Consider the following 23,684-nt stretch of genomic DNA (forward strand, 5'->3'; position numbering starts at 1 on the left):
TCTATTATTGTTAATTACCCATCAAGCGTACTTCATGTAAAGTAGGCGTATACCAATTATTTGGATTGTTATGGAGTACAGCATTGACCATATTAATTCGTACATAACGAGCAGTGAATGAAACCGCATCTGTTGTAAATCCATAGGTTGTATTGGTGGTGCGGTCGATCGTAGTGTAATTTACACCATCGGTACTGTACTCGATTTTGTATTTGTAATAAGCTTCAGAACCTTTGTACATAAACCAGGAGATATCGACTTCGCTGATCTTTTTGGCAGACCCTAGATCGACTTGCCACCAAGCAGGCCATGTGGCCGAAGATGCTGCCCAAGACGTCTGAGCATTACCATCATTGGCATTGGTAGTTGCAGAAGAAGAAGCGGTCGAGATCGCTGTAGCAGGCTTGCCTAGAGCATGATTCGTCAGAGCAGGCAGAGTCACTGTACCTGTAGCGGCATCCATATTCCAACTACTATACCAGTTGAGTGTCGCTGTACTGTTGCTATCATTTAATGTCAAAGGCAACCAGATAAACTTATGGTCACTTAAGTTTAGTGGATTCCAGCGATCCCCCATATAAATATAGCTTGTACCTGCGCTACCTGTAATCGTTGCAATCGAATGAATCTGTGTGGCATACGCAGAAGGATCGCCAAAAGGAGACAGCGCCGACCATGTTCCTGTTATCGAAGAAGACGTTGCATAACTGCCTTGATTCGGATACCAGCCCGAAGCCTGAGAAGTAAATAGATAATATTTGCTTCCTTTTTTCACAACCGCAGGCGCTTCCCGGTAAGCACCTTCGAACACCCAGCCTACAAAAGAAGCCACTCCTGTATAATCATCAGTTAGGCGGAAGATGGCCATTGAGTTGTTGGCACCGCCATTATTTTGACGGGATGCTGTAATTAGATAAGCTTTGTTATCTGTATCTACAAATACCGTCATATCACGGGATTCATAATCAAGTGGACGAAAGCTTCCTTTATACGTAAAATTGCCATCCGGTGTATCGCTAGTGGCGACAGCTACACGAGCTAGTGAGTAATCACTACCATTTTCATAGTGTGCCCATAGAATATACTTTTTGGTTGTTGCGTTGTAGATGACTTTGGGGCGTTCAATTTTGCTAGTATTGAGTTCGGTTGCGGAATTTTTGGTGAGGATACTATTACCAAACTTCCAATTTTTGAGATCGGTAGAGGTATACACATTTACTTTATCAAAAGTACCATTGGTCGCATGTTCACCGTACCAGTAATATGTAGAACCGACTTTGAGAATATTACCACTGTTCGCTTGAATCGGGTTCCCTGCGATGTCTGTCCAGTTGCCACCATTGGTAATCGTAACACTTGCAGCCTGAGTAGACGTTCCCCCAATACCGATTCCAGTGATAACAAGTGCCAGACTCAGCCACAACATAACGGTTTTGCGTGAGAATTGCCAAGAGATTTGTAAAATAATAAAAACCTCCTTCGGTCATTCTAAGATAGCCTCGATAGCAAAAGAAGCGAGACTTCAAGTTTATTTTAGATATTTTTGTAAGCGTTTACAATAAAATAATAGCGAAATGTTGACATAAAAATACAGTAGCTAAAGATTGCGAATGGTGGTTATAATCTATTTTGGTAACATATTCTATAATAGAAAAGAGAAGGAGGGTAGTCTAAATTGCACCATTTCAATATACAACAATATACGTTAAATGCTGTACAATGCTAACTTGCTGTCTGGACAATAAAATATCATATCAGTCTCAAGCTTTATCGCAGAAGCGAGACGATTAAAGGGGAAACGTAGAAACACATGAATAAGCACAATACTACTCCGATACATAGGATTCGGAAAATAGCTCTATCCGCACTATTAATCAGCAGTCTCACGTTATCATTCGCGTCCACAACATGGGCAGCCGCCAGTAAAATCTATGAGTACGATATCAATGGAAGACTCTCCACTACGTATACCACGACCGAGAAGACCACATTTACGTACGATACCAATGGAAATCTATTACGCAAGCACGTGGAAAAAGGGGATTACAGCAGTAAAGTCAATCCAGCAGGAACTATTGCTAAAGCCACTTCTGTATCTACAAATGTGTCAACCGAATCATTTGATACACCATCCATAGCTGAAAATGGAACAGATACCTCTCTTTTAGATCCTTCTATTACACCGCCACCCTTATCTATACCTAGTAAACAAGACTTACCTATCCGCTCGAAACTTCATAGAGTCATTTATCAGCAAGCAACAGCAACTATTCAAATCAAGGGATGGTATTTAGATCCTATAGGTATTGCTCAAGTTCAAATTCATGTAGATGGTGTGGACGTAGGAAGAGCAAATATGGGAAGTGCACGTTCGGATGTAAATCAAGCATATCCTGATTACAATAATCCATTAGCCGGCTTTGATCAGCAAGGAATCGAAATTGTAACTAAAGGCCTGCCACATAAGGAAAAAGATAAAGTAACAGGAAAAATGAAGATTATCGCAGATTCTTTCGATCATAAGATTAAAGTGGTTATTGTAAATCAAAAAGGCGAGAAGACCACCATAAATCAAGTATTGACTGTTTATTTGAATAGATAAGGGGAATATATCGAAAATGATCAATCAAGTTACTCAAAAATATATTATGTTCGTTGTAGCACTTGTCCTGTTATTAACAACTGTAGTTAGTCCTGCGTATGGAGCTACTACAAAGTCTACCAATCTTAACAAATCATTGCTTTCAGTTAAACCACCTAGTAAAACAATTGGTGAGATAAAATTAAAACCGGATCAATGGACAACGGTAGCCAAAAATGTATATGGAGATGTTTATCAAGAAGCAGATCCTGAATTGAAAGAAATCAAATCTAAACTAAGCGAAATTCAACAACCTCAAATGCAAAGTTTTTCTGCTTTTTCTCGTTCTTTAAAAGCATCAACTACAGAAGTGCCAAGTGAAATGAGCTTAGAACAAGTGTATGAAGTGATGGATATAGGTGCAGAACCTGTTGATGTCTATTGGATTGAATACTTATATCGATTAACAGGAATAGAACCTATTGATTTGTGGAATAGGCACCACGAAGAAAATAAAACGTGGGAGCAAATGGAGCAATCCTACTCTTCAAAAAATACAGAAACTTTAATGCCGAATGTAAATGAAGATGTATATTCTTCTGATGAAGAACAGTATCATGTCCAACAGCCTAAGCTACAAGCAAATACGAGTACTGCTTCTAATATGACTCTATCTGCCAAAATTGCGAGTGCTATTGGAGATGTTACAGAGAATCAAAATATTCAAGATTTAGGCAAGCAAGAGTATGCAGATCATGCAGTAGATGCTGAAGATATTAGTACTTCTACAGGTAGTCTTAGTTGGAAATCTACTCAGATCGCATTACCTGGTCGAGATGGTTTGGATTTGAATATAGGTATCCGTTATGATTCTATGGATACTTCTCCATATACACGTGGAGCTTCGGATACACTTTCTGCCAAAATGTATAAGCGAAGTTTTAGCTATGCTAGAAACGATCTAGGAATGGGATGGTCTTTTCAATTTCCATCTATTGAAGGGGCGGATATTAATGGGAACAGCTCAAGAATGGTTTATCATTCAAGTAATGGAGCAAGTTATGTAGCTCATTTTATGTCCAATAGTTATGTAGACATTAAAGCTGAAAGTGGTACTCATTTACGTTTTGTTTTAGATCCAGAGCGTGCTTTTACAAATGGTCAATACAAATCTTATTATTATGTTGAGCATATTGATGGTAAAAAAGAATATTTTAGTGCAGAAGGTATGTTGATAGGAGAAACAGATCGATACGGGAATACGATCAAATACAACTATCAATCTCGCACTGTGAATGGTGATTCTCCTGGCTATGTTTTATCTTCTATCACAGATACTTTGGGTCGGAAAGTAACTTTTGATTATGAGACTACTTTAAATCAAGGTTCTGAATTTCAAGGAGAAAATATTGCAGTCACCGTATATAATCTTCAAGGTCAAGCAACGCAAAGAGTAGTATATACTAAAAGCAGAGTACAGATATTTAAGGATGGAGTCTCAGATGGATATGTTCCATTACTTCAAAGTATTACTAATAACCTGCAAGAGAAACAGTCATTTCAATATAGTAATGTTATAGCATCATTTCGTTTCAAAAGTACGAAAAAATATGCAGAGGAACCTTACTTTTTATTAAATCAAGTTAATTATCCACGTTCGATAACTCATTATAGTTATGAGACGGTTATGCGTGGTAAAAAGGGAGATTCGATTGAGTATAGAATCAACTCAAGATCAGATCAGTTACTTAAATCTGATGGGAATGGATCAGATACAGTAAATCGTATAGATTATACGTATGTGGGTGACTATACAAATTTCCCTAATCGGTATGGGAATGGTAGCCCGGAACAACTTGCTTACCGCTATTCACAAACAGCCCATATTCGTAGCAATACATTATCTGGAGACTTTACAAATACTACGACATATAGTGGAGATCATTTAGTACAGTCTACAGAAAAGCGTTCTTCAAAAGGCGAATCTATTGTATCTAATAATCTAGTCTTTGATGCAACTTATTACTATAATCCAACCAAAACTCAAACTATCCAACAAGATGCAGATGGAACGATTACTCGTACAAGTGAAAATAAATATACTGATTGGGGCGAAATTCAAAGTCAGACAGATGCTTTGACAGATAGTGATTTCAATAATGCTACGACTAAAGCACAACATACCGTAAATTATACGTATCAAGATCAATATAAATTATTAACCAGCAAGTCATGGTACCAAGATGCTAACAAACCTGTGAGTGAAAAGTACACCTACACCGCAGACGGTCGACCACAAAGTATAACGAATGCTGCTGGTGAAACGACAACGTATAGTTACGAAGCTTCCCCTTTGAATGCTCATCAGATTCAAAAGGTGATCGTATCCAAACCTGTCCGTTCAGGAGTAACATCTACCACCACAACAGCGTACGGAGAAGCGACGAACTATGCTTATCCGACAGAGCAGACACAAAGCATAACCAATACAGCCAAAGATGGTAGCAAAAATACACAAGTGATTCGTCAACAAACGAAGTACGATATGGGTACAGGCTTACCTACCCAACAAATCGACAGCAACGGCAAAGCCACGATCACAACATACGATGCGCTAGGTCGTCCGGTCAAAATCGTTTCGCCATCTATCACCAACTTGGATGGAACCACCTATGCGGTAGAAGATCAATATGGCTATACCAATCGTGCGTATAGCACAGAAGCCGATAGCACCAATGCAGGCATCTTAACGATGCGTGTCGATGCGATTCGTCAATACACCAACACGGCTACAGGAGCCGTTACCGTACTGAGTCGTCAATCATCGTACTATGATGGATTTGGATTTTTGCGAGTGGATGAGACGTACAACGAAAGTAACGGCTGGACGCGTTCTCAGTATCATCCTGATGATCAAGGACGCGCCATTTATGCGATCGATCCACTAGGGAATACGCAGACCGCTAGTTATGACGCATGGGGACAACAAGCCGAAGCGACCGATCCATATGGCAACCTGTATATTACGTCCAACCATATGACCCAGCGGAAAAACAATCATTTTGCGATTGCCGCCGCCGATATATCCGCTTATCGTGCGAATGCAGATAACCGTAGTATCCGTCTCAATGCAGTGGAACAATCTTATGATGTCTACGGCAATCTAGCGACGACAACTGCATTCAAAGACGGCGCTTCTCAAAGCCAGCCGATTCAAGAAAGCTACACTTATGATCTACAAGGCAACATCCTAAGTTATACCGATCCGAACCAGACGAAAAACAGCAATGGAGTCACCAGCAACTATTCCTACGATGCTCTGAACCGACTCACGGCTGTGCAAGATGGGATCGACCAGACGACTCGTTATGCGTACGACGGTACAGGCGGGCTAACGAAGATCACTGTGAACGACTCTGCTGGCAAAAGCGAAACATTATACACCAAAGCCTACAACGAAGCTGGACAATTGACCGACAAAACCGATACGTCAGGCAAAAACACAGCCAATAGCTACAGCTCTCGTGGCTTAGTCGAAGAAATGCGAGATCGCAACGGAACAATAACCAACTACCAGTACGACGAACGAGGTCAACGTACGGTAGCGACACTAACCGCAACCAACGGCAATACCTTACAAACGAAAACTATTTTCGGTAGTGGAGGTAACATCCTAACCGACCGACACGAACTGTATCTGAACGGCACCAAGACGGCTACTCAGACCAGTACAATCGACAAACAAGACCGGATCACCAGCCTAACTTCCACAGGCACGAACCAATACAGTTCCCGTCTGGACGTCGCTTACGATACGCTTGACCGCATTACCAATCAAAAGAACAGCTTGTCCGGTAGTAGCTTTTTCACCAACTATGGCTACGATAAGCTTCGTTTGAGCCAGATTCAGACCAATGGCGCACAAACACGCAACACCGCCAAAGCCAATAATGTAAACTACGAATACACGCCACTCGGGATGGTACAAGCAATCACGTTCCCAACGTTAGCGGATGGAAGTGTATTGAAAGAAAGCTTTACCTATGATGCTTTGAACCGTTTGAGCCAGATGAGCAATACGAAAGGCAGTAACACGTTGTCTGCTTATAGCTACACATACGACAACAACGGCAATATCCTTACGGTGAGTGAAAGTCTAAACGGTGGCGAAGCCAAAACATCCACCTATACCTACGACAAGCTCAACCGCCTAGCCACAGTGAAACGAATTGATGGAAGCACCGCCAGCTACACGTACGATCTACGTGGTAACCGGAAAACGCTGAGTGACACGCAGGAAGCGACAGCGACCAAAGAATCCAGCTATAGCTATGATCTGGATAACAAGCTGATTGCCGCAACCATTGATGGTACCAAAACAACGATTGATTATTTACCGGACGGACTCCGTTCTCAGAAAACAACAGGCACAGCGACCACCCAATACGGCTACAACGGTAGTGGACAAGTGGTATCTGAAAAAGCAAGCAACGGCAACTCTTCGACCTATATCCGAGGCGATCGAGTACTGGTGAAAAAAGACCAGAGTGCAAGTAAAGACTACTATTACCTGTTCAACGGACATGGTGATGTGGTGCAGATGGTTGATACCAGTGGTGCGATTGTGAACAGCTACCGGTATGATGAGTGGGGGAACATTGCTAAGCAACAAGAGACGGTAGCGAACAGCTTCAAATATGCAGGCGAAGCGTATGATAGTGAGACGGGACTGTATTATCTGAAAGCAAGATATTATGATCCGAGTCAAGGACGGTTTTTGAATGAGGATTCAGTGGAAGGTCAGATTACGAATCCGTTGACACTAAATATTTATGGATATGTAAGTAATAATCCTTTGCGTTACATTGATCCTACGGGTAATTCAAATTTTGAAGTAAATCCTGGAACCTTAAATGAGCCAGCTAAGCCAAAAAAAGAAGTATTACAAGATCCGACATATTGGGAAAGATTAAAAAAACGTGCTAACGAAGTGAAAAGTAAGGCTAAAAGAATAAATATATTTGGAGAAATTGCAAGTGCAATCGTTGAAGAGGGAGCTAAAAATGATACATCTAAGTACGTTTGGGATAAACTTTCTCCAACACAACGTGGAGAAATGATTGAAGCAATTCTAGCAGAATATGATTATAAATATTGGTACAATATTGGAAAAACCAAAGGAGGATACTTTCCTATAATTGATTTTACTTCCAATGATCGTCAGGTTGTAAGTCTAAAAACAATAGATGCAAGATTATTTACTAGTGGAGAGTTATTCAATAAAATATCAGAAGATCTAAAAACATTAAAATCTGCAAATATTACTATTGCAGGAGAGCAAGTAAGTCAAGATAGAAGAACTTTAGATGTACGAGTTCCAAAAGGCTATAGTGATAAAGTCGATCTAGAAGGCCTACTACAAAAAGCTGGAGACACAAAAGTATTTATAAGGGAGTTTTAATATGGAAATTAAAAGTTGTAGCATTCGAATTGTAATAAAAAACGAATTTGTATTCGAAGAGAGTATTCTAAAATGGTTAGAAGAAGCTCCATCATTCGAAGTATCTTCTTTTTTAATTGAAGATCGCAAATTTGTAAATCCTATTGCTTGGGATAAAGACTTATTTCATACATTCTTTATCAAAGAATGGTCTAAAAAACCACCTGTATTTATCAAATTCATGGATAATAATCAAAATAAAATTATGTTTGGTAAAGGAAAAAATAATTCAAGTATTATCATAGATGTAGTAGATCCTAATGCTTCTGTAACAGCATGGATTGAATACACTAAAACTTTTTTTGAAAACGATAATAAAGCGATTGTTGCTTGTATCTATCCTAAAGGCGATTATTTTTGGCAAATGAATCTTGATCCTGATCGCTATGAATCGGCAGGTAAATCTTTAGAAAATTTGGAGTTGAAGCCATTTTCTCAAACCATGTCAACCATTGATCCTAAGTCTTTACCTGGATACGCTAATTATATAGATGATATCTGGTTTGGTTCAACATGGATTATGATATTTGGTCAAAAATATTTTGAATTTATTTCTCAAAGTCGTTTACAGTCTTATCCTAATGCATTTGCTATTGAAGTTTTAGAGAACGAAACGATTTTTGTAAAGTTATTTGAAAATCTAGAAGATTACGATACGTTAGAGGCTCGTAAAATACAATTTGATTTTCGGAATTATATTGATCGAGATGAGTTAGTAAAACGATTAAGAAAACTATATTTAGAGTAAGAGAATAATTTAGATCGAAAGGAGTATTCGATTGAAAAAATTATGGATTAGTCATTTGGTTATTTTTTCATTGTTTTTAAATACTTGGAGTTGTTCCAATGGAAGTACAACTATTTTACAAAACAAAGAAATTATAGAGCATACAGATACTAGTGAGGATGTGAAGGATATGAAAAACGATGAATTTATTCAAAATTATCTTCTAGGTCATTGGAAAATCTCAAAAATTATAAAATATTCATGGATTATGACAATGTCTAAAGAAAGTGCTGAAAACTTAGTTCATTCTGAATTTGATTTTACAAACGATTACATTAAAACGAATAGCAAAGTATGGCAATCGATTTTAACCGAATCCGACCAAGACACAACTCCAATGCTTAAAGATCCTCAATATGTTCAAAATATTATAAGCAAGGAAGAGTTTGAAGCTGATGATATGGCGAAATTAACAGAGCTTGGATTCCATGATGGGACAGTTCATATGATTGAGGTCTATAAAGATGAGCAATATGAAAACCCTTGGAGTTTAGGATATATTTATATTGATTCTGTCACACCTAATCGCGCTGTTATTTCTACAAATGGAGTATATTTAGAAATTGAGAAATTATCTTAAAAAATTAATGATTTTATTTAGTCAGCTAGCTGTTGTCTTCTAAAGACAATAGCTAGCTTTTTTATTTTTTTGGCAATTGAGATTCCAATTTATGAAAAACATAAAAATAGATATCGAAAGTGCTTTTTCTGTGTTAAAATCTTTCTGAAATTAAACGGAGTATACATAGAAAAGCTCTGTAGTGAGGAGGTGGTTAGCATAAAAAATAAAGATAGCATTCAACAACGTATTCAGGGATATCTAGATCAAGAAAAGATTAATATATATCAGTTTTCTCAACGTACAGGGATTAATCGGGGCATTCTGAGCAGAGTAATGAATGAGTATCCTCCTAAATTACTGTCACTACATCAATATGATCAAATCACCAAAGTATTCCAGTTACCTGAAGGAACGTTATATTCTCTGTATAGAGAAGAATATTTTCATAAACAGGGAAATTGGCGTCGATTGCGTCCTTTTCTGATGCGCTGTGCCGCGTTGCAACGATTCGATGATATCATTCAATGAATGAAAGACTTGTCAGAGAATTTGCACCATATTCCAGAAATCTTTCTAACTGCTGAACAGATGCTCAAAGAAGGATACGATCAAGCCGCTTTATTACTATATGAATGTGTGATTGAAAGTGAAAAAGATCATTTATCAGAACGGTTGGCGATTAGTCACTACCGGATACTCAAAATTCAGCAGTATGATAAACAGAATCTAGAAGAAATAGCTATTCGTTTTGCAAGTTATCGAACTCGTTTACCTGAAGCTTATGCACTAGATAGTTTGCTTCTTTTAATAAAAATCTATTTTGCTCAATCTAAATGGGATGAAACTATGAATTATATTGAAGAGTTGTTCCAATTGACTCAAGCCATGTACAGTAATCCATATTCGGATGAGACAAATTTATTCAGACCATTAGTTTATTATTACGGAATGAGTTTTTTATGGAAACATGCCGTTTATGATAGTCAAAATTTATTTGAGGAATCCCAAGAATGTATTCCACATTATCAGGATTTAAGTTGGTTTGAAGGACTAAATAAAGAAGGACAAAAAGTAGTCATCAATTTCCAAAAGTTTGCTCATGCTAATTCTCTAAGTCTCTCTATTAAATTGGGTAATTTTACCTCGATCCCAGAATATATAAAATATCTGAAACAGAACCCAAACGAGATCATAGAAGGGCTAAATACGCTATTAGAATCGTCTAATCAATATAGTTGGAATATTCAAGAATGGTTGGATGAATTTAAAATTGAGATCGAACAGTTTCAACATATAAGCATTACTATGCAATCTTTGAATGATGCACAATCAGGCTTGATTCAAGACATTTATCATTATCGCAGATATTCTATTTTTTTCTATAAGTTTGGGATTTACTGTATGCGTCATCAGAACATCAGAGAAGGAATTTCATACATTTTACAATCATTAGAGCTATGTTTAGTGTTTAATGATAAAGAAGGAATAATTAGTGGTTTGTCGTGTATTGAACCCCATAGATCCTTTTTAAATAAAAATCAGGAAATTAAACTCAAAAGATTAAGTGAGGAGGTTAAGAAAAATGAGAAAAACAATGGTTATATGGGCTTCGTACCTTCTTTTGGTTAGTCCAATTATTTTACAAGTAGCAGAATTTATAAAGCCATTAATTCATGGAACGGATTACTAAATGTTATACAGCTCTCTTGGTGTGGTCAAGGGGGCTTTTATTCTATTTATTTTTATCTAAATTACATAAAGTTTTTAATATAACGAATCTACTGGTCAATACACCAACACGGCTACAGGAGCGGTTACCGTACTGAGTCGTCAATCGTCATACTATGATGGATTTGGATTTTTGCGAGTGGATAAGACGTACAACGAAAGTAACGGCTGGACGCGTTCTCAGTATCATCCTGATGATCAAGGACGCGCCATTTATGCGATCGATCCACTAGGGAATACGCAGACCGCTAGTTATGACGCATGGGGGCAACAAGTGGAAGCGACCGATCCATATGGCAACCTGTATATTACAGCCAACCATATGACCCAGCGGAAAAACAATCATTTTGCGATTGCCGCCGCCGATGTATCCGCTTATCGTGCAAATGCAGATAACCGTAGCATCCGTCTCAATGCAGTAGAACAATCCTATGATGTCTACGGCAATCTAGCGACAACGACTGCATTCAAAGACGGTGCTTCTCAAAGCCAACCGATTCAAGAAAGCTACACCTATGATCTACAAGGCAACATCCTAAGTTATACCGATCCGAACCAGACGAAAAACAGCAATGGAGTCACCAGCAACTATTCCTACGATGCTCTAAACCGACTGACTGCGGTGCAAGATGGGATCGACCAGACGACTCGTTATGCGTACGATGGTACAGGCGGTCTGACGAAGATCACTGTGAACGACTCTGCTGGCAAAAGCGAAACATTATACACCAAAGCGTACAACGAAGCCGGACAACTGACCGACAAAACCGATACGTCAGGCAAAAACACAGCCAATAGCTACAGCTCTCGTGGCTTAGTCGAAGAAATGCGAGATCGTAACGGAACGATCACCAACTACCAGTACGACGAACGAGGTCAACGTACGGTAGCGACACTGACTGCAACCAACGGCAATACCTTACAAACGAAAACCATTTTCGGTAGTGGCGGTAATATCTTAACCGACCGACACGAACTGTATCTGAACGGTACCAAAACTGCTACCCAGACCAGTACGATCGACAAACAAGACCGGATCACCAGCCTGACTTCCACAGGAACGAATCAATACAGTTCCCGTCTGGACGTCGCTTACGATACGCTTGACCGCATTACCAACCAGAAAAACAGCTTGTCCGGCAGTAGCTTTTTCACGAACTATGGCTACGATAAGCTTCGTTTGAGCCAGATTCAGACCAACGGCGCACAAACACGCAACACCGCCAAAGCGAATAATGTAAACTACGAATATACGCCACTCGGGATGGTACAAGCAATTACGTTCCCAACGTTAGCCGATGGCAGTGTGCTCAAAGAAAGCTTTACCTACGATGCACTCAACCGTTTGAGTCAGATGAGCAATACAAAAGGCAACAGTACTTTGTCTGCCTACCGTTACACTTATGACAACAACGGCAATATCCTTACGGTGAGTGAAAGTCTCAATGGTGGCGAAGCCAAAACATCTACCTACACTTACGACAAGCTCAACCGCCTAGCAACGGTGAAACGAATCGACGGAAGCACCGCCAGCTACACGTACGATCTACGTGGCAACCGGAAAACGCTGAGTGATACGCAGGAAGCATCAGCCACCAAAGAATCCAGTTACAGCTACGATCTGGATAACAAGCTGATTGCAGCGACGATTGACGGTACGAAGACCACAATCGACTATTTACCGGATGGACTCCGTTCTCAGAAAACAACAGGCACAACCACTACTCAATACGGCTACAACGGTAGTGGACAAGTGGTATCTGAAAAAGCAAGCAACGGCAACACTTCGACCTATATCCGTGGCGATCGGGTACTGGTGAAAAAAGACCAGACGACAAGCAAAGATTACTATTACCTGTTCAATGGACACGGTGACGTGGTGCAGATGGTCGATACGAGTGGAACGATTGTGAACAGCTACGGATACGACGAGTGGGGAAATATTGCTAAGCAACAGGAGACGGTAGCGAACAGTTTCAAATATGCAGGCGAAGCATATGATAGTGAGACGGGACTTTATTATCTGAAAGCGAGATATTATGATCCGAGTCAAGGACGGTTTTTGAATGAGGATAGTTATGAGGGACAGATCACGAATCCGTTGACGCTTAATATTTATGGATATGTAAATAATAATCCATTAATCTATGTTGATCCCACAGGTCACTATAATCAAGCGAGTGGAAGTGGTGGAAGTCCTTCCGAAGCTCGTTATTATAACTTAGCGAATGCCATAGATACACGAGTCGTAATTAATATGCGTGGAAGTAATCAGAACACTCAGCAAAATATGCTGACCAAATTAATTGATAATTATAAATATTCATTTTATGGACAATCTTACAATGGAGAAATGACACGTAACCAATTCACTTATTTGTATAATATGTCTACTGATTCCAATAATCCAGGAAGTGTAAAATGGGCACTTGCTCAATTAGATGATTTCTTTACCAATGGAATGAACGATAAAAATAGTGATATCGCTTTAGGTTTTGGTATGGGAGGAGCAGGAGCATTAGGAGGTGCTGGTAAAGGCAGAAGTAGTGATTATTTATCTAAAGCTTTAAAACAACAAAATTTATCAAGCGCACCTGCAAACTTTAAACAGTCTTGGTCTCAAGATGGGTACGATTATCAAGTAAGGATTCATCCTGCTAATCCTCAGTATGGAAAAGAAGGAAGTATATATCGAGTTGCACGTAGACAGCAAGGTCAAGATGCAAAAGGTCAAGGATATGGGTGGGAATATATTGATACCAACGGAAATTGGCATCCTACAAGTACATTAAAACCGACGAGTGATAAATATAATGCGAAAGCAGCAGCAGATACGCATATTAATTTACCGTAAAGGACGTGATTTCTGTGAAAAAAAATGATGTCTTATTATTAGTTAAAGATATTAATAGTAAATTAAAAAATAATCTATGGTTTGATTTTGAAGTGGTTAAATATGAAAAAAATGAGGTCATTATTGGTGGCGGGAAAAGCTTATCCTATCCACATGAAATTGAGATTCAGTTCACAGACGTATTTTTTATATCCTTACCTATGGAGTGGCAAACTGATACTTCAAAGGATGTATTGGTTATTCTTGAAGGTGAAGAGGCGTATAATATAAATACTCAGTTTCAAGTAGAACAAGGTCATTATATTTTCAAGTTTATTCCAGAAGGTTATTCAGAGGAGTTTGGTTGTTTGATTGGCGCAAAGAATATTACGGTCGATTTTTAGTGATAAATACAAATATATCATGAAAAAACTTTGAGGAATAAATTTCTTCAAGGTTTTTCTTTGAACTGATTAAGTTGAAAGTAAATACAGAAATTATATAATCATAATATTGCGGAGATACATCGGGTAAAAACACAGCGAATAGCTACAGATCACCCACTACCAGTACGACGAACGAGGTCAACGCACGGTAGCGACACTAACCGCAACCAATGGCAACACCTTACAAACGAAAACTATTTTCGGTAGTGGCGGCAATATTTTAACCGTAAGCGAAAGCCTCAACGGTGGGGAAGCGAAAACGTCCACCTACACGTATGACAAGCTCAACCGCCTAGCCACGGTGAAACGAATCGACGGAAGTACGGCAAGCTACACCTACGATCTACGTGGTAACCGGAAAACAATGAGTGACACGCAGGAAGCATCAGCGACCAAAGAATCCAGTTACAGCTACGATCTGGATAACAAACTGATTGCCGCAACCATTGATGGTACCAAAACAACGATTGACTATTTACCGGACGGACTCCGTTCTCAGAAAACAACAGGCACAGCGACCACCCAATACGGCTACAACGGTAGTGGACAAGTGGTATCTGAAAAAGCAAGCAACGGCAACTCTTCGACCTATATCCGAGGCGATCGAGTACTGGTGAAAAAAGACCAGACCGCAAGTAAAGACTACTACCTGTTCAACGGACATGGTGATGTGGTACAGATGGTCGATACCAGTGGTGCGATAGTGAACAGCTATGGGTATGATGAGTGGGGGAACATTGCTAAGCAACAAGAGACAGTAGCGAACAGCTTCAAATATGCAGGCGAAGCCTATGATAGTGAGACGGGACTGTATTATCTGAAAGCAAGATATTATGATCCGAGTCAAGGACGGTTTTTGAATGAGGATAGTTATGAAGGACAGATTACGAATCCGCACAGTATCAATGGATATACGTACGTTCATAACAATCCGTTAATCTATGTCGATCCCACAGGGCATGTTACAGAATCGTATAATGATGGAGCATTACGGAATTTATTGCAAGATGCTCGAAGTAAGGTGAATTCAAAGTCCGATGCATTATACTCGAAGTATAAAGCGAAGGTAACTGAAGTCTATGGGAATTTCGTAGATGATAACACATACAATTACCTGTTTGATTTAACGACAAAGACAAGTACGTATGGAAATAGCACAGGGAAATCAGACTGGGCGATAGAGCAGTTAGTTAGTGGTTATCAAGAATATGAACTGGCAGAGTATATTGCGACAATGGCTATGGGAGGAGTAGGCGGTGTCGGACCAGGTGGTGGAAAAGGTAGAACATATAGTGCAAATGGAAATGCAGAGTTAAGGGCATTGAGAAGACCTGCATTTGATGAATGGGTAGAAAATGGTTTTACTGTAGGTGATAATAAATTTCAGCTGAATCAGCATGCATATAATAGTCTATTCAAATCCGGTCGAAAAGATATAATGCCAGATGATATTGTAGGAGCATTAGAAAATCAATCAATGCCTGCGGCACCTGGAAGTGTATTGTATACAAATCCTCATACTGGAACTAAAGTCTATGTAAATCCTGAATCCAAATCTGTAGTAGGAATTCAACCTAAAAAATTTCAAGATTAGTAAGGAGAATTAAAATGACTTTAAGACTACTTGCTCTTAATAAAAATAATTTAATTTCAAAATCTATATGTACTTATACACCATCGATTCGAACATTTAATATTGTAACTAAACATATGAATGATGAATGTATACCTTATCAGATAGGAGTGGGTATTTGCATATGGTTAAATGAATCAGGCGCAATGGGAGAAATTGAACTTATATATCCTATACAAACATCCAAACACAATTTCTTTGAACCAAATAGTGTTGAAAAAATTATAGGAGAGCCTATCTTTAGTGTTAGTGAAACTGATTACGATAACGTGACCGTTGAAATTTCCCAAGACAATTTCGTAATATGGTTGAAAAGCAAAAGTGAATTTGATTTAAAGATTATCTCCGAGAATATCTATTACTTGTTTCAAGATAATAAATTAGTTGCAATAGGATCAGAATCTTACGATACCATAGAGTGAATTTATTTGATAAATAACTATATTTAGTGATAGTTTTAATTTGTAAGAAAGAAAATATAGTAGATAGAATAAATTAAAACATCTTCAAAAAACTGAAGTCCTTTTGAAAAGTGAAGGACTAATTTTTGAAGGTGTTTTTCATTTTCATATACTAGAGTCGATTATCAAAGATCAGTTTTCATAGAATATAAAAATAACTAATAATATATAGCGTTTTAGTAAAATATCGAAATTAGTCTGGATAGGGAAAAACCAATGAATTCTACAAAGATTAAGTTTGTAGCTGAAGAATATTCTGAAGAGGTAGAACTTTTGATTGTAGCAAAACAGATTTCGTATCGATTGTTAACAACTAAGAAGGAAATATGATATCTAACGTAAGCGAACTCACTATTGATGAGATAGGTAAAAAAGGTGCTGTTCAAGACTATCGTATTATATCTAGAGCAGATCAGGTCTATAAACAGACAAATGGTGATGTTCAAGCTTCAGGTGGTTTTTCGAAAATATAAAGATTAAAAAAGGGTTACCTTTATTAAAAGTAGTTTCTGATTCAACTGAATTTTGTATCGAGAATACTGATAACGGATTTATTATGTGGTTTGAGAAAGAAAAAGAAATTGATTTGAGAATAGAATGTAATGATATTTCTTTTCTTATTCAAGGTAATGAACTTCTAGGTATAGCTTGTACTAAAATAAATTTTATTTAAAAAATAACACTGTCTATGGGATATTTTAATATCTTGTAGGCTTACATAAAATACTGAAAATAAATGCTAAATCCTAACTCAATAAAGATACGATATACCTGCAAAAAATAGAGAGGACTTTAAAGCAATGGAATTTAAAGATGTTATAGGAGCAAGTGATGGTTCCGGAACCAAGTATATGCGTGTTGAGATGACAAATGGAGATATCATACACGGGCATCCAATTACAGAGGAAGAATACAAAGCATTACTAAAATAGGATGGTGATAATATGCTGGATGATCATGTGGATTTTAGAAGTGGAAAAATAGTGTTCAATGATTTTGATTTAAATTCGGATGTGCCATTAAATGAGCAGATATGGTCTTTGAAAGAAGATATTTTACAAGTTGAATATAGTAATGAATATATATTAGATGTAGGTTGGGTACATGATTTTGATGCTGAAAAAGGTTATTTTAAATTAGTAATTATTCAGCAAGAAGATTGGTTGAATCCAATATTTGTATGGGAAACTAAGAGTGTAAGGCAGTTATATAATTATATGAATGAAGCAGTATCAAAACTTGAAATATTAGTTAAATAATATTGGTAAATTTCTTTTAAAGATGATTTGATTGATTTTAACCAGTCGAAGATAGCTACTTTTGTTTTCAATAACAAAAGTAGCTATCTCCATTTAATTTATAAAAATCATCACGTTAAATAAAATAGAACATTATTATAGAAAATGATTTTTAATGGTACGGCATAATCTAACTAAGACTCAATGCAGTTCCCGTCTGGACGTCGCTTACGATACGTTTGACCGCATCACCAATCAGAAAAACAGCTTGTCAGGTAGTAGCTTTTTCACCAACTATGGCTACGATAAGCTTCGTTTGAGCCAGATTCAGACCAACGGCGCACAAACACGCAACACCGCTAAAGCGAATAATGTAAATTACGAATATACGCCACTCGGGATGGTACAATCGATCACGTTCCCGACGTTAGCGGATGGCAGTGTGCTCAAAGAAAGCTTTACCTATGATGCACTGAACCGCTTGAGTCAGATGAGTAATACCAAAGGCAGTAGCACGTTGTCTGCCTACAGTTACACATACGACAACAATGGGAATATCTTAACGGTAAGCGAAAGTATCGATGGTGGCGAAGCCAAAACATCTACCTACACTTACGACAAGCTCAACCGTCTAGCAACGGCGCAACGAATCGACGGAAGCACCGCCAGCTACACGTACGATCTACGGGGTAACCGGAAAACGCTAAGTGACACGCAGGAAGCGACAGCAACCAAAGAATCCAGTTATAGCTATGATCTGGATAACAAACTGATTGCAGCAACGATTAACGGTACGAAGACTACGATCGACTATTTACCCGATGGACTCCGTTCTCAGAAAACGACAGGTACAGCGACCACCCAATACGGCTACAACGGTAGTGGACAAGTGGTATCTGAAAAAGGAAGCAACGGCAACACTTCGACTTATATCCGTGGCGATCGAGTACTGGTGAAGAAAGACCAGAGTGCAAGTAAAGACTATTATTACCTGTTCAACGGACATAGTGATGTGGTGCAGATGGTCGATACCAGTGGAACGGTTGTGAACAGCTATGGGTATGATGAATGGAGGAACATTGCCAAGCAACAGGAAACGGTAGCGAACAGCTTCAAATATGCAGGCGAAGCATATGATAGTGAGACGGGACTGTATTATCTGAAAGCAAGATATTATGACCCGAGTCAGGGACGGTTTTTGAATGAAGATTCAGTGGAAGGTCAGATCGACAATCCCTTAAGTTTAAATATATATACGTATGTAAATAATAATCCTTTATTATAGTATGACCCATCAGGACATAAAGCAAAATATGCTATTGGTAGTATGAAGTATGGTAGGTACACACATACAGCGCTAGGTACAATTTTTCAGCTAGTTAATTTATTAACTGTTGATGAGGTTGCGTTTACAGAAGAGAAAGTTACACTTACTAGTGGTAAAAACGGGAGGCTAGATTATGCACTTAAAACAGGTACTAGTAGTTATGAAGTTTATGAGTTAAAGCCTATGAGCTATCGTACTAATTCTAAAAAACATGCTTCTGCACTAAAACAACTTAATAATTACGTTAATGGTATAAATGCAAATGGATTTTTAAATGATCCTAAGGCAACTGCTACAAAAGGAACAAAGTTTAATCCAAATGGATTAGTAATTAATGATCCATTTGATTCAAATAAAGTTATCAAATTCTATACGTATGATGATGATCCAGGGATGATATATTATGATTCATTAGACAGAGAAAAACCAAATGAAGATTTAAAAGTAGTACCAGAGCCTAAAACAAGTGAAATATGGGATGCATTATCAGGGTTTTTCGCACCTTCATATCGACCTAATGGAATACCTTTGCCTAATGGACTGCCACCTTTAGGTGGTGACAAAGGAAATGGAGGTTTGACTCCATTTCCAATTCCTATCCCCAAATATATTATTCCATAAGATGGAGGAGAAAATGAAAATACTATCAATAATAAAAATAGTAATGAGTAAAGAATTGGAAAAATTAGGTTTCAAATATCAGAAAGAAAACGATGCTTGGTTATTTATAAGAAATAATAATGGGAATGTAGAAGGTATAAGAATTGAAAAAAGTAATTGGGAAAAAAATTCAATAAGGTTTCGTTTTTTTAATAGCGGAGGACAAATCAGTAGCTTTAGATTAACTGGAGAACGTGGAGAATCATGGTATTACTATGAAAATGAATCTGATTTACGAAATATATTGATTGAAATTTTAGAAATCACTAACAAGTATGCACTTAAATGGTGGAATGAAAATCAGCCTATTGATAGTTATCCCAATGAATTAAGAACAATGTTAAATCATAAAGAAGATTTTCAACTAAGTTCTACTGATCCACAAATGCTAGTTAATGTAGAGGAACTCTTACGCAAACATCCTAAAAAAGATGTAGTGATTGCAATGACTTACTTTTTAGGAAATATATTTATTGAGAACTTAGGTGGAGAGTGGTCATATAATGAGAAGAAAATTCCTTATATAAAACACATTGGAGGATTTGATTTTTTGAATCGAGAAATGTATGATCCAATAAAAAATTTTCTAGATTCTCCTTTTTCAGAAAGTTTATTATCCTATTATAAAAGTTTTGAAGAAACAGTCTCTAACCTCAAACAAGGCTGATTTAAAAGTATATTGTATAGCCACATTAATATGTTGATGTGGCTTTTTTCTATACATTTTGTAGTATGAATTTAAGTTTCTAGAATAAATATAATTAAGTAGGAGGAGAAAATTTGGATAAGACTATAACTTTGAAAAAGATAATGTGTAAGCCTCTTATGAAATTGGGATTTGAGTATAATAAAGAATGGAAGTTTATTCGTAAAAGCAACGGATTTGCTGAATACATTTCTTTAGATCAGAGCCAATGGCAAGACAATGTAATAAGAGTTTATTTTTCAAATGGAGAAAAAACCGTAAGTGCAAAAAGACTAATAGGTGAAAAAGCCAATGATTGGTTTGAATTTCATGATGAGAAGTCTTTAGAAAAAGTCTTATTGAGTATTTTAAATATTACAGAAAAATTAGGATTACAATGGTTTAAAGAAAATGTGCCTAAAATTACTTTTTGCCCGTTTCTAGTTGAGATTTTGGATGGAAAACATCAAGATGAACTAGAGACTTTTTTTAGTTAGACTTTGTTGAAGAGAGATGATCCTAATTCTCTTATACACGCAGAAAGTTTTTTGTTAAAGAATTCGAACGAGAAAGATATAGCGAAAATTAGTTATTTTTTTGGTGAATTAATTATTTATAATTTAAAAGGAAAATGGGATATTGATGAATTTGGAGTTCCCATTTTAAGCCATATTGGAGGAAAAGAAGGCATGAAAAAAAATCCTTATAAAATTGTGTCTCGATTTATAGTTAATCCTCAATTAAACGATCTTATAGGGCATTATAATATTTTGAAAGATTTAGTTAAAAAATAAGTTTTAGTTATATGCTAAAAAATATGATAATCACAAGTAGGTAATTTTTGCTTGTGATTATCATATAATAGTATTAGATTTGATAAATTACATATGATTGAATGTCGAGTTATAGCACTAATCGAAATTTTCACTAATTTAATATATAAAAATAAAAGATTGGTATAACAGTTTTCTTCTCAGAATTCCCTATGGTTCCTTAGATTAGAGGAGGATTTATATCATGAGTATAAGTAAAATGATTGAACAAATAATGGGAGATAGGCTCAAAAAACTAGGATTTAATTATGAAAAGTCAGAAAATCTTTGGCTTTTCATCAGGAAAAAAAGTGGAACTACAGAAGGAATTCAAATTGATAAAGGTAAATGGCAGAAAAAAGCATTTAGATTGACCTATTATAAAGATGGAAAATCTATAGATAGTTTTCAATTTTTAGGTGGAGCTATCACGCAGCAGTGGCATTATTATGAAGATCAAGAATCCGCTCAAAAAATAATAGAGAAATTTTTGGAGATTACTGAACAATATGGTTTACATTGGTTTGAGGAAAATGAAGCTAAATATATAAAATTTGATCAAAATATTTTAAGCCAAGATTTTACTAATGAACTGAAAATATTTATAGAAGAATATAAGCTTTATTATTCAGATCCTAATTGTTTAAGTAAGATAGAACAAATCTTAGAACAAAATCCTACGCTTGAAAATATTTCTTTGGCAAACCGTTTCTTCGGAGAATATATTATTCATCAATTAGGGGCTGAATGGGATTTTCGTCCCAATAATGAAATTTATTTGAATCATATTGGTGGCATAAAAAACTTTAATAAAGGAACATTTCGAATTATTGATAACTATATATCTGACCCTAACATGCATTCGATCAATAAAAGTTATCTGACTATAAAAAATACAGTAGAAAATATTAAATCATCTTAAATTATTTTATTGAAGAAGCTATATCAATCATTACTACATGTGATTAAAAATTTGGGGAAAGTTGAATCTTTTTCAAATGTATTAGTAGTATTACTTTAATGTGTTTCTAATTCTTCACAATTATTTAGGGAGGAATACAATGATAAGAAATAGTGTCTCCATCTATAAAAGTAAGAAGAATAACAATATTTTTATAGTTCCTTCAGGATTTCTGGAAAATGGCATACGAACTACGATCAATAAGCCCATTATTCTAGGTGAGCATTACAATGCAGAAATATTAGGAGAAAGTTTGAAAAAGGGTTACGATATCATTTCGAATCAGGAGTTTCAAAAAGAAGATATCGGAGTTTTAGTGGTTAATGAAGTTACGGGGATTAAAAGTTTTTCGAGTTTTTCTAAGCAATATTTTTGCGTTTCTTCTGGTTATGACTCCATGAATGGATATGATTTTTACTCATTGATAAGAGGAAAAGATGGATCATATATGTATCCAGCTAACCCTTTCATTGAACTTTCGCCAGATGCTGATTATATCAGTATTGGAGCAGCTATTATTAAAGCTTTTGAATCGTGTGAGTAACATGATGAGTCTAACTGAGGCATAACTCAGTTGGACTCATAAATAATTTAACAGACGAATTTTTACATAATGAAAATATAGTATTACCTTTATCAGAAGATAGGGAGGAAAACATGTTACAGTTGCACACTATGATACTTTGGTCTAAACCAAAAGAAAAAGATTTTGAGAGTTTAGCTAAAACGGCTTATAGAATAATGGAAGTGTTAAAAGAATTTGGTTCAGAGGTAGAGCCAAAATATCTAACAGTAAATAGAAAAAAAGATGCTGTTCCTTTTGAATGGAGTTACGAGAATTTTAGAAATACTTTAAAAAAGGGAGTAAACAAAGAAGGAGGTGTAGAGTTTCCTGAATTAGGATACTCTATTGATTTTTTTTCATCTTTGGAGTCTCAACATTCTTCAAGTATAAGAATGAAAATAGGAAATCACAATTCCGAATTTGTTGATAATTTAGTGATTCAATTTCCTAAATTTTATTCTATCGAAAAAATAAATCAAGATAAAGATAAGATCAAAGTGTTATTTAACCAATGTATTCATCTATTTCAACCTTATTGGGGATGCATATCTAATAGTGTGAACATAGATAGATTTGATAATTATGCTAAAAATGATAAACCCTCAACCTTGCATTGGCTAAATTATTGGGGAGAAGATATATTAAGAAATATACCAGCCATAAAAGCTATGTCTGTTCCTGTATATTACACTGAACCGATAGAGAAAGGTTGGTTTATTCAGTTAAAAGATGACCCACTAGACGATACATTAGAGGAAGATGTTCAACTCCAAGCTGAAGCTAACAAATATTATGGTCTTTTAAGTTGATTCACTGAATTTTATTATTTAACTTAATTAAAATGAGATAGCTGGAGAGGTTAATAGGTTTGAAATATCTAATTCAACAATATTCATTGAATTAAG

At 36.6% G+C, this 23,684-nt stretch carries 20 protein-coding genes; 19 read left to right on the forward strand and 1 reads right to left on the reverse strand.

Annotated features, from left to right (window positions below):
• Positions 1–10: 10 nt before the first annotated feature.
• Entirely contained in the window at positions 11–1,426 is a 1,416-nt protein-coding gene (locus tag PQ456_RS01280) for a family 43 glycosylhydrolase (RefSeq protein WP_273614494.1), read from the reverse strand.
• 384 nt (positions 1,427–1,810) lie between these two features.
• On the opposite strand from PQ456_RS01280, the gene PQ456_RS01285 reads away from it, so the two are divergent.
• The 19 genes from PQ456_RS01285 (at position 1,811) to PQ456_RS01375 (ending at position 23,588) form a co-directional block, all read left to right on the forward strand.
• Positions 1,811–2,602, forward strand: a complete 792-nt coding sequence (locus tag PQ456_RS01285; protein WP_273614495.1) for a hypothetical protein — start codon at positions 1,811–1,813, stop codon at positions 2,600–2,602.
• 16 nt (positions 2,603–2,618) lie between these two features.
• The gene (locus tag PQ456_RS01290; RefSeq protein ID WP_273614496.1) at positions 2,619–8,042 is read left to right on the forward strand and encodes an RHS repeat domain-containing protein; all 5,424 of its coding nucleotides are present in this window, start codon (positions 2,619–2,621) and stop codon (positions 8,040–8,042) included.
• A gap of 1 nt (position 8,043) precedes the next feature.
• The gene (locus PQ456_RS01295) at positions 8,044–8,829 is read left to right on the forward strand and encodes a hypothetical protein (protein ID WP_273614497.1); all 786 of its coding nucleotides are present in this window, start codon (positions 8,044–8,046) and stop codon (positions 8,827–8,829) included.
• Positions 8,830–8,860: 31 nt separating this feature from the next.
• Complete coding sequence (locus PQ456_RS01300; RefSeq protein ID WP_273614498.1) at positions 8,861–9,448, forward strand: hypothetical protein; 588 nt, start codon at positions 8,861–8,863, stop codon at positions 9,446–9,448.
• Positions 9,449–9,958: 510 nt separating this feature from the next.
• Positions 9,959–11,059, forward strand: coding sequence for a hypothetical protein (locus tag PQ456_RS01305; protein ID WP_273614499.1), 1,101 nt, complete (start codon positions 9,959–9,961; stop codon positions 11,057–11,059).
• A gap of 238 nt (positions 11,060–11,297) precedes the next feature.
• Positions 11,298–14,012: an RHS repeat-associated core domain-containing protein gene (locus tag PQ456_RS01310; RefSeq protein ID WP_273614500.1), complete on the forward strand. Its 2,715-nt coding sequence runs from the start codon at positions 11,298–11,300 to the stop codon at positions 14,010–14,012.
• Between the two features lie 14 nt (positions 14,013–14,026).
• On the forward strand, positions 14,027–14,395 hold the full coding sequence (locus tag PQ456_RS01315) for a hypothetical protein (protein ID WP_273614501.1): 369 nt from the start codon (positions 14,027–14,029) through the stop codon (positions 14,393–14,395).
• Between the two features lie 151 nt (positions 14,396–14,546).
• Entirely contained in the window at positions 14,547–16,031 is a 1,485-nt protein-coding gene (locus tag PQ456_RS01320; protein ID WP_475722978.1) for an RHS repeat-associated core domain-containing protein, read from the forward strand.
• A gap of 14 nt (positions 16,032–16,045) precedes the next feature.
• Positions 16,046–16,492, forward strand: coding sequence for a hypothetical protein (locus tag PQ456_RS01325; RefSeq protein ID WP_273614502.1), 447 nt, complete (start codon positions 16,046–16,048; stop codon positions 16,490–16,492).
• 839 nt (positions 16,493–17,331) lie between these two features.
• A complete protein-coding gene (locus tag PQ456_RS01330) occupies positions 17,332–17,463 on the forward strand; it encodes a hypothetical protein (RefSeq protein WP_273614503.1) in 132 nt (43 codons plus the stop codon).
• 12 nt (positions 17,464–17,475) lie between these two features.
• Positions 17,476–17,790 (forward strand): hypothetical protein, encoded by a 315-nt coding sequence (locus tag PQ456_RS01335; protein WP_273614504.1) that lies wholly within the window; start codon positions 17,476–17,478, stop codon positions 17,788–17,790.
• A gap of 154 nt (positions 17,791–17,944) precedes the next feature.
• Positions 17,945–19,054, forward strand: coding sequence for an RHS repeat domain-containing protein (locus PQ456_RS01340; protein ID WP_273614505.1), 1,110 nt, complete (start codon positions 17,945–17,947; stop codon positions 19,052–19,054).
• A gap of 42 nt (positions 19,055–19,096) precedes the next feature.
• On the forward strand, positions 19,097–19,717 hold the full coding sequence (locus tag PQ456_RS01345; protein ID WP_273614506.1) for a hypothetical protein: 621 nt from the start codon (positions 19,097–19,099) through the stop codon (positions 19,715–19,717).
• A 13-nt stretch (positions 19,718–19,730) separates the two neighbouring features.
• On the forward strand, positions 19,731–20,423 hold the full coding sequence (locus PQ456_RS01350) for a hypothetical protein (RefSeq protein ID WP_273614507.1): 693 nt from the start codon (positions 19,731–19,733) through the stop codon (positions 20,421–20,423).
• A 113-nt stretch (positions 20,424–20,536) separates the two neighbouring features.
• Positions 20,537–20,938, forward strand: coding sequence for a hypothetical protein (locus PQ456_RS01355; RefSeq protein ID WP_273614508.1), 402 nt, complete (start codon positions 20,537–20,539; stop codon positions 20,936–20,938).
• Positions 20,939–20,989: 51 nt separating this feature from the next.
• On the forward strand, positions 20,990–21,235 hold the full coding sequence (locus PQ456_RS01360) for a hypothetical protein (RefSeq protein WP_273614509.1): 246 nt from the start codon (positions 20,990–20,992) through the stop codon (positions 21,233–21,235).
• 223 nt (positions 21,236–21,458) lie between these two features.
• The gene (locus PQ456_RS01365; protein WP_273614510.1) at positions 21,459–22,175 is read left to right on the forward strand and encodes a hypothetical protein; all 717 of its coding nucleotides are present in this window, start codon (positions 21,459–21,461) and stop codon (positions 22,173–22,175) included.
• A 139-nt stretch (positions 22,176–22,314) separates the two neighbouring features.
• The gene (locus PQ456_RS01370; protein ID WP_273614511.1) at positions 22,315–22,758 is read left to right on the forward strand and encodes a hypothetical protein; all 444 of its coding nucleotides are present in this window, start codon (positions 22,315–22,317) and stop codon (positions 22,756–22,758) included.
• Positions 22,759–22,871: 113 nt separating this feature from the next.
• Positions 22,872–23,588 carry a hypothetical protein gene (locus tag PQ456_RS01375; RefSeq protein WP_273614512.1) on the forward strand — a complete coding sequence of 239 codons (717 nt, stop codon included), beginning with the start codon at positions 22,872–22,874 and terminating at the stop codon, positions 23,586–23,588.
• Positions 23,589–23,684: the final 96 nt, after the last annotated feature.

Origin of the sequence: Paenibacillus kyungheensis, assembly GCF_028606985.1 — a bacterium.
Taxonomy (GTDB): domain Bacteria; phylum Bacillota; class Bacilli; order Paenibacillales; family Paenibacillaceae; genus Saccharibacillus; species Saccharibacillus kyungheensis.

Bases quoted from the DNA above. Each gene is read 5' to 3' on its own strand.
- PQ456_RS01335 (WP_273614504.1), top strand. From the start codon at position 17,476: ATGCTGGATGATCATGTGGATTTTAGAAGTGGAAAAATAGTGTTCAAT.
- PQ456_RS01295 (WP_273614497.1), top strand. From the start codon at position 8,044: ATGGAAATTAAAAGTTGTAGCATTCGAATTGTAATAAAAAACGAATTT.
- PQ456_RS01375 (WP_273614512.1), top strand. From the start codon at position 22,872: ATGTTACAGTTGCACACTATGATACTTTGGTCTAAACCAAAAGAAAAA.
- PQ456_RS01325 (WP_273614502.1), top strand. From the start codon at position 16,046: ATGACTTTAAGACTACTTGCTCTTAATAAAAATAATTTAATTTCAAAA.
- PQ456_RS01280 (WP_273614494.1), bottom strand. From the start codon at position 1,426: ATGTTGTGGCTGAGTCTGGCACTTGTTATCACTGGAATCGGTATTGGG.
- PQ456_RS01285 (WP_273614495.1), top strand. From the start codon at position 1,811: ATGAATAAGCACAATACTACTCCGATACATAGGATTCGGAAAATAGCT.
- PQ456_RS01340 (WP_273614505.1), top strand. From the start codon at position 17,945: ATGGTACGGCATAATCTAACTAAGACTCAATGCAGTTCCCGTCTGGAC.
- PQ456_RS01365 (WP_273614510.1), top strand. From the start codon at position 21,459: ATGAGTATAAGTAAAATGATTGAACAAATAATGGGAGATAGGCTCAAA.
- PQ456_RS01330 (WP_273614503.1), top strand. From the start codon at position 17,332: ATGGAATTTAAAGATGTTATAGGAGCAAGTGATGGTTCCGGAACCAAG.
- PQ456_RS01305 (WP_273614499.1), top strand. From the start codon at position 9,959: ATGAAAGACTTGTCAGAGAATTTGCACCATATTCCAGAAATCTTTCTA.
- PQ456_RS01345 (WP_273614506.1), top strand. From the start codon at position 19,097: ATGAAGTATGGTAGGTACACACATACAGCGCTAGGTACAATTTTTCAG.
- PQ456_RS01350 (WP_273614507.1), top strand. From the start codon at position 19,731: ATGAAAATACTATCAATAATAAAAATAGTAATGAGTAAAGAATTGGAA.
- PQ456_RS01290 (WP_273614496.1), top strand. From the start codon at position 2,619: ATGATCAATCAAGTTACTCAAAAATATATTATGTTCGTTGTAGCACTT.
- PQ456_RS01370 (WP_273614511.1), top strand. From the start codon at position 22,315: ATGATAAGAAATAGTGTCTCCATCTATAAAAGTAAGAAGAATAACAAT.